Consider the following 15,721-nt stretch of genomic DNA (forward strand, 5'->3'; position numbering starts at 1 on the left):
CTTTAAAGAGTGAAGGTTTAAGAGTTGGCTATTGAAAGAACGAGCTTTCTAAAATATGGGGACGGTTCGAGGTCAGTGCGCTATTTTGTCGATCAAATTGAAGAGTGTCTTTGTGTTAGTGTCCTGATCTAAATCTACGGCTAAGTGGTGAGTGTAAAATGCACTCAAATCCAACCCTATCCCCATACCTGTGACTAACGCTCCCTCTTGTTCGCATTGCGCAATGGCGTATGAAAGATGGCGTGCGAGATAAGCATCATCGTTCGCCAATTGAGTTGCGGTATCCATAGGACAGCCGTCGGATATCACCAATAGCGCCTTCTTCTGGCATTCGCTGTTTGATAATCTTTTCTGAGCCCAGAGTATGGCCTCTCCATCAATCCCTTCTTTAAACAAATCGTGCTTCATCATCGCGGCTATCTGTCGTTTCGATTTCACCCAATTGTCTGACGCGCTTTTAAAAATGAGGTGCCTCAGTTCATTGAGCCGCCCGGGTAACTTCGGCTTTCTCGCCTTTAACCAATCTTGCTGCGCTCGCCCCCCATTCCATGAACGCGTGGTAAACCCCAATACTTCCGTTTTTATCCCAGATAATTGCGCTGCCCTAACTAGGACATCAACCATCAGTGCGACAGAACGAATTGAATTGCGCATCGAGCCAGAACAATCAATGAGAATCGTCAGTTGCATGTCTGGCTTCAACATTTGAGGGTGAGTATAAAATACACGCTTCTCGTTATGGCTCGTCACGATCTGACTAAGCCTGCGCCCGTCAATCAAACCCGATTCCTCACCAAACTGGTACTGGGGTTCGCATGGAGTGGAAAACCGCTCCTTCATTCTCTGCGCAACTTTACGAATGGACATTCCCGACTGCATCCACTGTTTATCAAGGTCCTCCCGAAACTCGGCAAGTAATGCAGCCCTGACCAACGAAGCGGCAAAACGTTCTTCATCATAGTCTGTGGTAAAAGCCTGATACCCTAATGCTCTCCCTTCAACAGAAGTACTCGCCCCTGCTTGGGCGACAGGCAATTCACACTCAATCTCGCCATCATTTTCCACCAACAAATCGAAGGCAATACGATTACGAGTAGGCGGTTGATTGGCACCTTCATCCTCTAATGTGCTGTCTATTAAATCCGCAATCACTTGTGCTATATCGTTCGCAAACTTAGCGTATTCAAGCTGATTATTTGCTGATCTTTTTAGTTTGGAAAGCGGGGTTCCTATAAGCGGCGCTAACGCCATTCTTGTTGACTCTATCTGTTCTTCAATGATCTCCGGGATAGGTAAGGATTGAACTCGAGAACGCGCCATTTGCAATAACGTAAACAACAATATGCCCACTTGGCTTTCCAGCAGCCCTGCCTTTTCATATTGCCGTGACCAATGCTCAAAGTGCATCTCTATGTTGACGCTCATCCCCTCAAACTCTTTTGAAATCAACGATTCCACTCGAAGCTGCTCTAGCGCATCAAATACCCAGCAAGCCATTTGGTGTGTTGGACGGCTTGCTAAAAAGTCAACTTGATTGGTGTTAGTGAGATGAGCAACCCATCCATCGACTAGTCCTCTTTGAATTGCTCTTTCATCTTCCAATGCGTGTTCTTGTTCAAGGTGCATGACACTTCCAAAATCCCTCAACTGCAAATGGGGAGCAAGCGTCACCAACGGCTGCGAGCGTTGAAACAAACGGTCCCCTTTCAGTTCAATATCGGAATACCCTGAAAGTGAGCGCAACGTCGCCAATAAGTGTTCTCGATTTTGTTGATTGCGTTGTTTCTGGCTAATCGCCTGTTTTCCGCTATTCATCGTTACGCATCGACCCTAGCGATTCTTGTTCGGGCAATTCTTGATTCAGCAGTTCCCGACCAAAGCAACGCTGATAGTATTCTTCCAAAAGGGCTTGTTCCGATTCCTCACACTTATTGAAAAAAGTCAGTTTGAACGCCAACTCACAGTCCTTGAAAATTTCACAATTCTCCGCCCAAGTCATCACCGTGCGCGGCGACATAAGACTGGAAAGATCCCCCGTTTCGAAACCCTGTCGCGTAAGATTGGCGAGCTGCACCATATGATCCACGATGGTTTTTCCTTGAGGTGTGTTTTTTTCTGGAACGCGAGCCAACACAATTTGCGCCTCTTGTTCAGCAGGCAAATAATTGAGCGTCGCCGTTAAATTCCACCTATCGAGCTGCGCATGATTTAGTACTTGGGTGCCGTGGTACAAACCGTTGACGTTTCCAAGCCCTACGGTGTTCGCCGTCGCAAACAGTCGAAATTGCGGGTGTGGGGTAATGACACGGTTTTGCTCCATCAAGGCAAGCTTGCCCTCTTTTTCAAGCAGCCGCTGAATAACAAACATTATGTCTGGTCGCCCTGCGTCGTATTCATCCAGTATTAGAGCCATTGGCTTTTGAACCGCCCAAGGCAAAATGCCTTCTTGAAACTCCGTCACCTGTTTACCGTCTTTCAATACAATGGCGTCTTTACCGACTAAATCGAGACGGCTGAGGTGTCCGTCTAAATTTATTCGCATACAAGGCCAATTCAATCGTGCCGCAACCTGTTCTATATGAGTCGACTTCCCTGTGCCATGCCGACCTTGAATCAGCGTACGACGGTTGTGAGTAAACCCTGCGAGTATCGCTAACGTCACCTCAGGATTAAATTGATACGCCATATCAATTTCAGGCACATCCTGCGTGGGATGTGGGTATCCCATCACGTCCATATCCACATCAATCCCAAACGTATCCCTAACAGAGTAGCGGGTGGTGACTCGCTCTGTTCTCATATCCATCACGCAATCCTTTTCATTCACTTGTTTCTATTCTTTCGCAGCGCTCACAAGTTGAACACCATTCTTTCTCGTTTTTGATAGATAAATATCATTTTATGGAACAAATCATTCCATTTTAAATATTTCTATTGACGTTCAAAAATTGCACATCTAGAGTAATGTTAAATTTCAGTTAACGAAATGTATTGTTCCAATTTTTGAAATTCATTCTATTTCGTCAAGGAGACAGCGATGAGCGAAAACACAAGAAACGTGGTTGAAGGAAAAACGCGTATGACGCCTTCAGAGGCGTTTGTAGAAACATTGGTAGCAAACAATGTACAAGACATGTTTGGCATTATGGGTTCCGCTTTTATGGATGCCATGGATATTTTTGCCCCTGCTGGCATTCGTTTAATCCCAGTCGTTCACGAACAAGGTGCGGCACACATGGCCGATGGCTACTCACGTGTTTCTGGCGAACATGGTGTGGTGATAGGACAAAATGGACCGGGGATCAGTAACTGTGTTACCGCCGTCGCCGCTGCCTATTGGGCACACAGCCCAGTGGTGATTGTGACACCAGAAACCGGCACCACGACCATGGGACTAGGTGGTTTCCAAGAATGTAACCAGCTTCCTATGTTCCAAGAGTTTACTAAATACCAAGGGCACGTAACCCACCCTTCGCGCATGGCGGAATACACTGGTCGCTGTTTTGATCGCGCAATGAGTGAGATGGGTCCGACGCAACTCAACATCCCACGCGATTATTTTTATGGCGATATTCAATGTGAAATCCCGAAACCCGCTCGTCTCGATAGAGGTGCAGGTGGCGAACAAAGCTTAAATGATGCAGCAGACATCTTAGCTCAAGCCAAATTCCCAGTGATCATTTCCGGTGGTGGTGTCGTTATGGGCGATGCTATTGAAGAATGTAAGGCACTGGCAGAACGCTTAGGTGCAGCGGTCGTGAACAGCTACTTGCACAACGACTCGTTCCCTGCCAGCCATGAACTATGGTGTGGTCCGCTAGGCTATCAAGGCTCTAAAGCTGCGATGAAGCTGATCTCTCAAGCGGATGTCGTGATTGCACTTGGCTCGCGTCTTGGTCCGTTCGGTACTCTGCCACAACATGGCATGGATTACTGGCCAACCAACGCCAAGATCATTCAGATCGATGCCGACAACAAAATGTTGGGATTAGTTAAGAAAATCTCTGTGGGTATTTGTGGTGATGCAAAAGCCGCTGCTGTCGCCCTGACTCAACGTTTAGAAGGTCGCACGTTAACTTGTGATGCAAACAAGCAAGAACGCTTTGAGAAAATTCAGGCTGAGAAAACAGCGTGGGAACAAGAACTGGACGATTGGACGCACGAAAAAGACCAATTCAGCCTAGACATGATCGAAGAAAACGCGCAAGAAACGCCTTTCTCTGGTGGCGAATACCTTCACCCAAGACAAGTTCTGCGCGAGCTTGAAAAAGCCATGCCGGAAGATGTCATGGTGTCGACCGACATCGGTAACATCAACTCCATTGCCAACAGCTACCTTCGCTTTGAAAAACCACGTAGCTTCTTTGCAGCCATGAGTTTTGGTAACTGTGGTTATGCGTTCCCAACCATCATTGGGGCTAAAGTAGCAGCACCACATCGCCCAGCGATCTCTTACGCAGGCGATGGAGCTTGGGGCATGAGCTTAGTCGAGACCATGACTTGCGTACGCCACAATATTCCTGTGACTGCCGTGGTTTTCCATAATCGCCAATGGGGTGCTGAGAAGAAAAACCAAGTGGATTTCTACAACCGTCGCTTCGTTGCTGGCGAACTGGACAACCAAAGTTTTGCAGAGATTGCTCGCTCAATGGGTGCAGAAGGGATCACTGTCGATAAATTGGAAGATGTCGGTCCAACGTTGCAAAAAGCCATCGATATGCAGATGAACGAAGGCAAGACAACCATCATCGAAATCATGTGTACACGTGAATTAGGCGACCCATTCCGCCGCGATGCACTGTCTACCCCTGTACGCCACTTAGATAAATACAAAGACTACGTCTAAAGGCCGCTGGCTGGTGTCACCAATTCATTTCTCAGTTTATGGATTGGCGACGCCCGTCACGTTGTAAAAAAATTGTTAATTATTGGTATCTATATCTCAATATGGAACGTTATGTATCGCATATTGAAATAATAAGACTGTAATCTAGCAAAACAAACAGCTGTTGAATCTGAATTCATACCCTGATCTTTCTCTCATCGATTCATGTTTGTTCTGCCCACTTTTTAAGGAACAGAAAATGAACACTAGCAATCAAGATCAAATAACAATCCAAACTCTTCAAGGTTTTAGTGATGCTTGGAATGCCCACGACATTGACGCTTTACTAAGTTTCGTGACTGACGATTGCGTGTTCCACACCGCGGCAGGTGCCGAGCTACAGGGGAACACCTTCTCAGGGAAAGAAGTACTTCGCGACGCTTTCGCTGTGGTATGGAAAAATTTCCCAGATGTTCAATGGAAAGATCCGGTTCACTTTGTCTCTGGCGATCGCGCTGTTACTGAATCCACATTTTGCGCAACCACACCCGATGGCGACCGAATTGAGGCACGTATGGTGGATGTGTTTACGGTAAAAGATGGAAAAATTCAGGTTAAGAACGCTTTCCGTAAAGATCGTCCCGTCGTCAGTGGCGACGTCAAATAATATCCGGAGGCAGACATGAACTCAGATTCCATGAATCCGCACGTATTGAATGGCGCTGCGTCTGTGCCTTCTGAAAAAGAGCAGAGCCGGCAAGCCTACGACCCTAGCTACGATCCACTCACACGACAAAATCCTGGTACTGGCCAAGCCTACGCACCTACTTACTGGATAGGAACAGCGGGCGAACCGCCTCAAGACGATGGGCCAATTCTGTCGGATACTGATGCGGATGTCGTGATTATTGGATCAGGCTATACAGGGCTAACCGCAGCCATTTATCTTGCGGAACACTATGGAATCAGAGCAACAGTCTTAGAAGCCAACCGAGCCAGTTGGGGGTGCAGCACACGCAACGGTGGGCAAGCACAATGTGCCAGTGGCCGCTTAAAGCGCTCCCAATGGATTGAGCGTTGGGGGTTAGAAACCGCACTAAAAATGCACCGCGAATGCCTTGATGGTATGGAAACCTTCAAAGAACTGATTCAAGACATCGATTGTGAGCCTCAACCTGGCGGTCATCTCTATATTGCGCATCGCAGTAAGGTCATGCCGACACTAGAAAAAGAAGCAAAGTTGCTTCGCGATACCTTTAATTACGACGCACAAATTCTTGATGCTGCCACGGTAAAGCGCGACTTTGTTGACGATAAAGAAGCGGCTGGTGCTATGCACGAACCAGAAGGCATTGGTATTCATGCAGGAAAATTAGCGTTCGGTTATTTGGAAAAAGCACGGCGTCTAGGCGTGAAAGTACACACCAGTAGCCCTGTGATCGGGTGGACATCGGAAGGTGACGTCCATTACATCAAAACACCGGGTGGCATTGTAAAAACCCAAGCTGTTGGCGTTGCGACAGGTGGTTACACATCACAAGGGTTGCACCCAGAACTCAAAAACCGCCTGCTGCCTATTCTCTCTAACTCCATCGTGACTCGCCCGCTCACTGATGCAGAAATCGATGAATGTAATTTCAAAACCAAACAAGTCTTAACGGATACACGGGTTTTACGTCATTACTATCGCCTGTTACCAGACAACCGAGTGCAAATTGGCTCGCGCAGTGCGATAACTGGCAAGTCTGCATCAGAAGAGAAGTACAAGCAATTTCTTGTTAACGATTTACACCGTAAATTCCCCGCGTTAACAGGGATAGAGGTCGATTATTCATGGTGGGGTTGGGTTGATGTAAGCCACGACATGATGCCTAGGATTTACCAGCCGAACTATAAAGAATCGATTTATTACGCACTAGGCTATGGCGGTAATGGCGTGATGTACTCCGCGCAAGCAGGTAAGCGGCTCGCCCAATGGATCGCAGGAGAAGGACAAAACCTCGACCTCCCTATTTTTCAATCCAAATTGCCGTTCCCAAACCTTCGGGAAGTGGTGGAATCGGAGGCATTTTCTCCGTTTCGCCGCATGGGGCAACGGTTCTTGTACAAGTGGTATCACCTAAAAGACGAAGTGCTGTAACTCGCTCTTCTTTGGCGATTCACTGCAAACTTATTTATTCACTACGCATTTTCTTAAGGAGAACAACACGCACGTTTAATCGGGGCGTCTTGCGGAAACATCTTCATCCAGCAACGGACGCATAACAGGCACAAGGAAGAAAGGTTAAAACAATGATACTTACCAAATCGAAATTCATTTCATGGAGCGCTTTGATTGCCGTCGCAATCGCGGCTCCCGTCACTTCTGCCAAGACCTTTAAAATGGCACTGGGTGATGCAGCTGGTGGTACACAATGGGAATTAGGCACCAAATTTAGCGAACTGATGGAAAAGAAAACCAATGGCAGTGTGAAATTGGATTTGTTTCCTAATGGTCAGCTTGGCAACGAACAAGACACCGTCAATAACGCAGCCATCGGCTTGCTCGATTTTTCCGTACTCGCGATCAATAACGTGACCCCTTTTTCTCCGTCGGTGGGTTTGCTCACCATGCCGTATCTGATTCAAAGTGCGGAAGAAGCCAAAAAACTGACTCAAGGCGCTGTTGGAGATGAGTTAGTGAAAAACACCATTCGCGACGCAAACGTTCGAATTGTGGGTTGGGCGTATTCAGGATTTCGTGTTCTGACCAACTCCAAGCGCCCAGTGAAAACACTGGCAGACCTGAAAGGGTTGGTGATCCGAGTCCCGAAGAACGACATCATGATTTCGGCTTATCAAGCATGGGGAATTAACCCAACGCCTATGGCATGGTCGGAAACCTTCACCGGATTACAGCAAGGCGTGGTCGATGGTCAAGACAACCCTTATATCACTGTCCACGCAATGAAATTCAATGAAGTTCAGAAGTACGTCACCAATATTCGCTACATCTTTTCGATCGAGCCGCTGATTGTCAGTGAATCGATATTCCAAGAGCAGTCCAAAGACATACAAGAAGCGATACTTGCGGCAGGTAAAGAAGCAACCGAGCACAGCTATCAATTCTTACTGGAGTCGGAAGACCGAATCCGCAAAGACTTAGTCGCTAAAGGTATGGTAATTACAGAGCCAGCCGACGGTGAAAAAGAATGGATGAACAAGGTGACTGAAAAAGTATGGCCAAAGTTTTATTCCAGCATTGGCGGCAAAGAAAAACTGGATGACACATTGAAATCTCTCGGTCGTTAATTCATTAATCAGCGCCAGTTTAGAGCGCATATAACGATAAAAACGCCTTACACAGAATACGTCTATTTAGAACGGTATTCGTCCCTACACAATGGCATCTAACCCTATTCGTTGGATGCCATTCTAGCTCGCAGAGACTCGTGTCATGAAGTCATTGAGAAAACATCTAAACAATATTGAAGAATACACATGCTGCCTGTTATTGGCTTCGTTTGTGATTCTTCTCTTTTCGCAAATTGTATTGCGGCAGACTTTCCAATATTCCATACCTTGGGGTGATGAAGTGGCCACATACATGTTCGTTTGGTTTGCTTATTTGGGTGCCGTTGTTGCGGCGAAGATGTCGGCGCATAACCGTGTGAGTTTCCATTTCCGGTTCTTCCCGCCAATAGTCAAAACCGTTAGTGAAACCATTGCCGACCTTATCTGGGTAGCGTTCAATCTTTATTTTGTATACCTAAGTTACGACTTTGTTTTCAACAAAATGAACCTGTTTTGGAAGTCTCAAACCACTGGGATTCCAATGAAGTATTTCTATCTTATTTTGCCCATCGCTTTCTTCTTAATGTCGGTTCGCATCCTATGGAATAACTACGAAAAACTGGTGCTTGGCATTGAAGCAACAGACCCGGAAAGCGAAGAGATTCAAAAACAATCGTTAAAAAACGATTTTCTTAAAAACAAATTTTCGAAAAACAAAGCCTTCAAGGCTGAGTAAATGGAGCCCTAAGCATGGAAGCCTATTTAACTCTGATTCTATTTGGCGGCTTTTTAGTGCTGCTGATATTGGGAGCCCCAATTACCGTCTCGTTGGCGGGCGCCTCGATGGCGGCTTACCTACTACTTGATAAAAACCCGATTGCGTTAGTGCAAATCGCTTTTACCTCGGTTGGGAATTTCCCCCTAATGGCGCTGCCAGCGTTTGTTTTAGCTGGGGCATTAATGGAAGCGGCAGGCATCTCTAAACGGCTAGTCGATATAGCAGAAAGTTTAGCTGGACCTGTAACGGGTGGTTTAGGTATGGCAACCGTGGTGGCCTGCCTGTTTTTTGGCGCGATCTCCGGTTCAGGTCCGGCTACCACTGCCGCGGTTGGTATGCTCATGATCCCAGCCATGGTGAAGCGAGACTATGAAAAAAGCTACGCCTCCGCCGTCACTGCTGCCTCTGGTGGGCTTGGGATCATCATTCCGCCGTCTATCCCACTTGTGATTTTTGGTATCTCTTCCATGGGGTTAATGCCACCACCCGAAGCGATTGCCGAGCACGGTACTTTTTCAACGGTTTCCATTCCTAAGCTCTTTGTCGCAGGTGTGATCCCTGGTTTGATTATGGCGCTGTCGCTCATGGCAACTAATTATGTTATTGCCAAAAAACGAGGCTACAAGGGGCTGAAAGAAGATTGGGACTCGAGAGAAATCAGAACAGCGGCAAGGCATGGTATTTGGTCCATTTTGGCCCCCTTTCTTATTCTTGGTGGTATCTACAGCGGTATTTTCACACCGACCGAATCGGCCGTGGTGGCGATTTTTTACTCCCTTTTTGTTGGGTTGTTTCTGCACCGAGAACTCACCTTTCAAAGCATCATCAAATCGCTTTCTACCACAACATGGATAACAGGTCGTGTCTTGTTGATTCTGTTTGCGGCAACAGTATTTGGCCGCCTTCTGGTGGAACAAAAAATTCCAGTAGTCGTCGCTGATTCTCTGCTTAGCCTAACCGACAACATGTATCTGGTATGGGCGCTAACCATCAGCTTACTCATCTTCATTGGTATGTTCATGGAAACCTTAGCTGCCATCATGATCATTGTGCCGGTACTGCTGCCGATCATGTACATGCTGGGTGCCGATCCAACTCACGTCGGCATTGTAGTCGTGTGTGTATTGTCGATTGGTTTTGCCACCCCGCCCCTTGGGGAAAACATCTTTGTCGCATCGGGGATTGGTGGCTCAACGGTTGAACAGATAACAGCGAGAATTCATCCGTTTGTGATTACCTCGGTGATCGCGGTATTCATCATCGCCTTCTTCCCGAGTTTGTCGCTGTATCTGCCTAAGTTAGTTGGGTTCCCTTGATTGGAACTTAGCGTTAACGACAGCCAAACTGCTTTGCGCTTGGCTGGTTTCCCCCTTACAGCCCCAACCGATTATTCGGGTTTATACGAGCAGCGACGTCTCTCATCAGTGGCAGTAAGTCTTGCTTTAAGCGCTCTTCATCCCAAGAAGGTGTTTGAACCACCGCAACTAGGCAGGCTTTAACTTGGTGATGGCTATCGTAGATAGGCACGCTTAAATTCAAGTTCCCTTGTCTCACTTCTTGATGAGTGATGCAGAAACCTTGCTCTCGCGCTGTGTTGACTTCTTGAATAATTTCATTGGGATCCGTTTGAGTGTAAGGCGTCACCTTTTTCAGGTTTGAATTCTCAAGGTAATGTTGGACCGCTTCTGAAGTTTTGGAAGATAGGAACAGTCGCCCTGATGTTGTGCAAAACAGTGGGAGCCTAAATCCGGGAAAGTCGTTTTGATAAGCTTCTTTATTGCTCTGTAAAGGAATCAAATAGGCTATATCGTCTTGAAAAGGCACACTTAATCCAATCCGCGCGTCCACTTGCTGCCTAAGCTGCACAATATGGGGATAGGCAGCATTAATCAGAGGATCGGAGCTTAAAAATTGGCTTGCCGGAAATAAAGATCGCATCGCGATTTTGTACCGCTTCGAGTCCGGATCTTTCACTAAATACCCTAACGTTTCCAACGTATATATGTAGCGCTGAGCCGCGCTTTTTGTCATCCCAGTAAGCTTAACAATTTCTGTGAGAGAAAGGCTCTCTGCATTACCAATGAAGCTCTCTAAAACAACAAACGCTTTCTCTACTGCCCCAACATAAAGTGCGTTATTTTTGCGCTCTTCGCTCATGCTTTCCATTGCTCATCTATCCTCAAAATATTGCATTGCTCAATTTTTACACTTGACAACATTATTAACAAGATCGAAACTAAATATCACAATACAGTAACATGTATTACAATGCAATACAAAAAGGAACTTATGATGAAAAGGATTTTTTCGATTTTAACTTTAATATGGTTAACCGTTTGGAGTGTTCATAGCTCGGCAAACAACTGGCCAAAACGCAATATCCAACTTACGGTGGGCTACGGTGCGGGTGGAACAACGGACTCGACAGCACGCGTGCTCGCTAAACTGTTAGAAGACGATCTCGGTAAAAAGGTGGTTGTCGTGAACAAACCTGGTGGCGGCGGTGCGGTTGCTGCATCACTGGCTAAGGGCGCTCGTCCCAATGGCTACGCACTATTCACTTTCACAACTGGGGCTGCTGTGCTGTCCCCTCACATGCAAACACTGCCCTATGATCCATTGAACGACTTCACATTGATCGCACAATTTGCTCAATGGAATTTGGGGATTGTTGTACCCGCGGATGCGCCATACGACTCACTGCCTCAACTCATCGATTACGCCAAAAAACACCCAGGAAAGCTCAGCTACGCCGTTGCCGGATCGGGTACCCCGCAACACCTGACAATGGAAAGGTTGGCAAATCGCGAATCGTTAGAATGGAAAGCCGTACCTTTTAAAGGTGGGGCGGCATCGGTCACAGCATTACTTGGTAAACATGTCGACTTTATGGTTGGCGCTACTGAGTGGCTACCCCAAGTTCAGTCGGGAGAATTTAAGCTTCTTGCCATCATCACCGACAAAAAAATGAAGCAATTCCCAGACGTTCCAACGCTGTTAGATCTTGGTTATCCAATCAGCGCGCCCTCTATTTTGGGTATCGCTGGACCAAAGGGCATCCCTCAAGACATCGTTGAAAAGCTCAGTCTATCGATACTAAAAGCCAGTGGCTCTAAAGATATGGAAGAAATTATCCAACGTCTGGCAATGCAAACTAGCTACCTCGGTCCGAAAGATTTTCGCTCTAAGGTAGAGCAGGAATTTGAAATTCAGGGCGCCATCATTCAACAAGCAGGTCTTGGAAAATAAATGGAGATTGGCGAGCTTGCTCAGTACCAGCTCGCCTCTATAAAAATGACTGAACGTAAAAATATGATTGCATCATGTGCGCTTGTTGGGTTTTCTGTTGCGCTGATGGTTTATTTAATCCCAACACAAATCGTCGAATCTAGCGGAGGATTGTCTCCTCGGCTTTTCCCTTACGCGGCTTGCATCGCAACTGGTCTTGGGGGGCTGACCCTGTTTGTTAGATCCATTCGCCGCCGAAGCTCTACAAACTCAGAAGTGAAAAGCACATTCAGCCTACTGCCTTTGTTTGTGCTCGTTAGCTTAGCAACATTTATTTTCTTATTTGAAAAGGTTGGCTATTTCGTTTCTGCACCTGTACTCATCGCCGCATTGATGCTGATTTACGGAAACCGAAGCCCACTCATAGTACTGACGACAACCGCAGTGAGCAGCATCTCGCTTTATGTGATGTTTGTGTATGGGTTGAACTTATATTTGGGGGGATAAAATGATCACAGATATTTTCTCTGCCATCGTTGTTGTATTCGAGTTTCAAAACCTATTGGCGATCTTTATCGGCGTTGCATTTGGCATATTCATGGGCGCGGTTCCGGGTCTGACAGCCACCATGGGTATCGCGTTGGTGATTCCATTAACCTACAACCTGGATACCATTACTGCTTTCTGCATTTTATTAGGGGCCTATAAGGGCTCACTCTACAGTGGGTGTATACCTGCAATTTTGATCAATACACCGGGTACTCCGGCCGCAGCCGCCACGGTTATGGATGGTTTTCCCCTCACCCAAAAAGGGCGAGGTTCAGAAGCGATGGGAGTTGCATTATGGTCGTCCGTAATTGGTGACGTAATTTCCACCGTCGTATTGATCTTTGGTGCGGTCTTTCTCGCTAAATTTGCGACGAATTTTGGCCCTGCTGAATTCGCCACGTTAGTCCTATTTTCTTTGAGTATTGTCGCCAGCGTTTCCGGTAATTCATTAATAAAAGGTCTTATTGCCGCATCCTTAGGCTTTTTGTTTGGTACCGTTGGGCTGGATCCCATTCATGCCACACCGCGATTTACCTTTGGCTCCGTAAACTTGATGAATGGTATATCCATCATGGCAATGCTAATCGGTTTATTCGCCGTGTCTGAATTACTGGTCCGCTCGGAAGACATAGGCAAAAAGAGGTCAAACGCCCCATTAGCTAATAGAGTTAGGGTGACATGGCAGCAAATTCGCGCCCTATTTCCCACCATTTTTCGCGGCTCCATCATTGGTACTGTATTAGGAGCGATCCCCGGTCTTGGTGCAACGCCAGCAGCATTCCTCTCCTACTCTGAAGCAAAAAGAAACGCCAAGCAGCCTGAAGAGTTTGGAAAGGGGTCGCTAGAAGGCGTCGCGGCATGCGAATCGGCAAATAATGCCACTTGCGGAGGTGCTCTTATTCCTCTTATGGCTCTTGGTGTACCAGGAGATGTTACGACAGCCGTTCTACTGGGTGCATTTTTGATTCATGGATTGGCACCAGGACCGATGTTATTTACGGACAGTATCGACTTGGTTTACGCCATATTTATCGCATTGCTGACCGCCGCCCTGATGCTGCCAGTGTTGGGTGTTCTAGCTATTCGGTTGTTCTCGCATATCACCAGAATCAGCCCGTCGATCTTGTACCCTATGATCGCCATTCTCTGTGTTTTGGGTGTCTATGGCTTCAATTCCAGTGTCACCGATCTCTGGGTCATGCTGTTCTTTGGCTTACTCGGATACATAATGAGAAAATTTGATTTTCCTCTCGCGCCTATGATGATCGGCTTTGTTTTAGAGCCAATAGGAGAAAGCTCAGCACGTCAGGCACTGACTATCTCATCGGGCGACTGGTCGATATTTTTCTCGACCCCTATTTCTGTCTTATTCCTCGTATTAACGGCAGCTTCCATCACCTTAATTGGTTATCGCACCATTCAAAGTAAAAGGACTTCACACAGTGGATCAGATAAGTAATAGCTTAAAGCTGTCTAAAAACACCTTACATTCCAAAAAGGGCATGGTCACTTCTCAAAACAAGCTTGCTTCACACGTTGGTGTCGATATTTTGAATCGTGGTGGAAACGCGGTAGATGCTGCAATTGCCACGTCTTTTGCGCTAGGTGCGGCTGAGCCCTGGATGAGTGGTATTGGCGGCGGTGGGTATATGATGGTGTTAAAAAAAGGTGAGCATAACGCGCAGGTCATTGACTTTGGTATGCGATCTCCCGCTAATCTTAACCTCACCGACTACCCACTCACGTCTGAAAGAGGCGGGGATCTTTTCAATTGGCCACGGGTTAAGAACGACCACAACATCAAGGGCGCAAAGGCTGTGGCCATACCCGGTTGTGTCGCAGGTATGGGGTTGGCACATGAGTGTTTCGGGACACTTGACTGGTCCTCACTTATCCAACCCGCTATCTCTTTGGCCAAGAAGGGGTTATCCGTGGATTGGTATTGCCAATTGATTTTATCTGGCGCTGCCGCCGACTTGTCGGCGTGTCAAACCATGCAAGACACCTTTTTTGACGATTCGGGTTTTCCTAAATCCTCACCTTGGAATGTATCGACACAAAATATCTGCCATTTAGAAAAGCTGGCATGCTCTTTAGAATCAATTGCTAAGAATGGTAGTGCTGAATTCTATCAAGGGGCGCTTGCCCAATCCATCGTTGCGGATTTAAACAGATTGGGCGGTCATCATACCCTTAATGACTTTAAGAGCTATCGAGCACAGCTCAAAGATGCAACCCGATTTCCCTATCGCGGCAATCATGTGTACATCACACCGGATATGACTGCAGGACCGACACTCAAGCGGGCGTTTAATTTATTAGAAAGAGCCTTACAGCCAGGTCAGTCTTTAAATGCCAAAGCCTACTCAGCGTTTGATCAGGTTTTTAGAAAGTCTTATCAAGAGCGATTGGTCGAAATGGGAGATATCGAAAGTGAGGGGATGCCGAGTTGCACCACACACTTTAATGTCATCGACAGCGAAGGCACTTTGGTTTCAGTGACCCAAACATTAGTCTCTATTTTTGGTTCGAGAATCATGCTCCCAACTTCGGGAATCATCCCGAACAATGGGATTATGTGGTTTGATCCTGAGCCTGGGAAACCCAACTCACTTGCTCCCAACAAAAAATGCTTGTCCAATATGTGCCCAGTACTCATCGCTCGAAAAGATGGTACATCATTCGCGATAGGTGCATCAGGAGGGAGAAAAATCATGCCCGCTGTTGCTCAGCTGTCCAGTTTTGTTATGGATTACAACATGAACGCCCATCAAGCAATGCACGCCCCCAGAATAGATACCAGTCAACCAGACAAAACCTATGTCGATGAAGCACTAGGAAAAGACATCTTGGCAGAACTTGAAGGCGTGATTGATCGCTCTGAAGCTGTTAAGAGATCCGTTTACCCCTATACATTTGCGTGCCCTTCGATCATAGAAAGCACGCGCGCAGGCAATTTCGGTATAACGGAAATTAGCTCTCCGTGGGCAGATTGCGCCACTCAGTAGCTGATTTCTCAATAAAACAGTCACCAACACTGTTTATTTTGTGAACATTTATGAATATGG

13 protein-coding genes are annotated in these 15,721 nt (G+C 46.8%); 10 read left to right on the plus strand and 3 right to left on the minus strand.

Annotated features, from left to right (window positions below):
• Positions 1-72: 72 nt before the first annotated feature.
• Together VPNCDNU1_RS26665 and VPNCDNU1_RS26670 are read right to left on the minus strand one after the other, a co-directional pair.
• A complete protein-coding gene (locus VPNCDNU1_RS26665) occupies positions 73-1,815 on the minus strand; it encodes a cobaltochelatase CobT-related protein (protein WP_104403189.1) in 1,743 nt (580 codons plus the stop codon).
• Entirely contained in the window at positions 1,808-2,806 is a 999-nt protein-coding gene (locus VPNCDNU1_RS26670; RefSeq protein ID WP_104403190.1) for an AAA family ATPase, read from the minus strand. Before VPNCDNU1_RS26670 ends, VPNCDNU1_RS26665 begins: the two co-directional genes overlap by 8 nt.
• Before the next feature lie 231 nt (positions 2,807-3,037).
• On the opposite strand from VPNCDNU1_RS26670, the gene xsc reads away from it, so the two are divergent.
• The 6 genes from xsc (at position 3,038) to VPNCDNU1_RS26700 (ending at position 10,192) form a co-directional block, all read left to right on the plus strand.
• A complete protein-coding gene (gene xsc, locus VPNCDNU1_RS26675; RefSeq protein WP_101110382.1) occupies positions 3,038-4,846 on the plus strand; it encodes a sulfoacetaldehyde acetyltransferase in 1,809 nt (602 codons plus the stop codon).
• 238 nt (positions 4,847-5,084) lie between these two features.
• Positions 5,085-5,492: a nuclear transport factor 2 family protein gene (locus VPNCDNU1_RS26680; RefSeq protein WP_104403191.1), complete on the plus strand. Its 408-nt coding sequence runs from the start codon at positions 5,085-5,087 to the stop codon at positions 5,490-5,492.
• 30 nt (positions 5,493-5,522) lie between these two features.
• Entirely contained in the window at positions 5,523-6,965 is a 1,443-nt protein-coding gene (locus VPNCDNU1_RS26685; RefSeq protein ID WP_104403221.1) for an NAD(P)/FAD-dependent oxidoreductase, read from the plus strand.
• A 152-nt stretch (positions 6,966-7,117) separates the two neighbouring features.
• Positions 7,118-8,116, plus strand: coding sequence for a TRAP transporter substrate-binding protein (locus VPNCDNU1_RS26690; protein WP_101110386.1), 999 nt, complete (start codon positions 7,118-7,120; stop codon positions 8,114-8,116).
• 145 nt (positions 8,117-8,261) lie between these two features.
• Positions 8,262-8,834: a TRAP transporter small permease gene (locus VPNCDNU1_RS26695; RefSeq protein ID WP_104403192.1), complete on the plus strand. Its 573-nt coding sequence runs from the start codon at positions 8,262-8,264 to the stop codon at positions 8,832-8,834.
• A gap of 14 nt (positions 8,835-8,848) precedes the next feature.
• Entirely contained in the window at positions 8,849-10,192 is a 1,344-nt protein-coding gene (locus VPNCDNU1_RS26700) for a TRAP transporter large permease (RefSeq protein ID WP_104403193.1), read from the plus strand.
• Positions 10,193-10,247: 55 nt separating this feature from the next.
• Here the strand turns inward: VPNCDNU1_RS26700 and VPNCDNU1_RS26705 are convergent, their stop codons facing one another.
• Positions 10,248-11,042, minus strand: a complete 795-nt coding sequence (locus tag VPNCDNU1_RS26705) for an IclR family transcriptional regulator (protein WP_104403194.1) — start codon at positions 11,040-11,042, stop codon at positions 10,248-10,250.
• Positions 11,043-11,165: 123 nt separating this feature from the next.
• Between VPNCDNU1_RS26705 and VPNCDNU1_RS26710 the strand changes: the two genes are divergently transcribed.
• From VPNCDNU1_RS26710 to VPNCDNU1_RS26725, 4 genes are read left to right on the plus strand one after another with little or no spacing between them, the layout of a single operon-like run.
• A complete protein-coding gene (locus VPNCDNU1_RS26710) occupies positions 11,166-12,125 on the plus strand; it encodes a tripartite tricarboxylate transporter substrate binding protein (protein ID WP_237324231.1) in 960 nt (319 codons plus the stop codon).
• The gene (locus tag VPNCDNU1_RS26715; RefSeq protein ID WP_104403196.1) at positions 12,126-12,611 is read left to right on the plus strand and encodes a tripartite tricarboxylate transporter TctB family protein; all 486 of its coding nucleotides are present in this window, start codon (positions 12,126-12,128) and stop codon (positions 12,609-12,611) included.
• Position 12,612: 1 nt separating this feature from the next.
• The gene (locus VPNCDNU1_RS26720; RefSeq protein WP_104403197.1) at positions 12,613-14,112 is read left to right on the plus strand and encodes a tripartite tricarboxylate transporter permease; all 1,500 of its coding nucleotides are present in this window, start codon (positions 12,613-12,615) and stop codon (positions 14,110-14,112) included.
• On the plus strand, positions 14,096-15,661 hold the full coding sequence (locus VPNCDNU1_RS26725) for a gamma-glutamyltransferase family protein (protein WP_104403198.1): 1,566 nt from the start codon (positions 14,096-14,098) through the stop codon (positions 15,659-15,661). The genes VPNCDNU1_RS26720 and VPNCDNU1_RS26725 overlap by 17 nt, the downstream gene beginning before the upstream one ends.
• The last annotated feature ends 60 nt before the right edge of the window (positions 15,662-15,721 follow it).

It is taken from the genome of Vibrio penaeicida, assembly GCF_002933855.1.
Classification (GTDB): domain Bacteria; phylum Pseudomonadota; class Gammaproteobacteria; order Enterobacterales; family Vibrionaceae; genus Vibrio; species Vibrio penaeicida_A.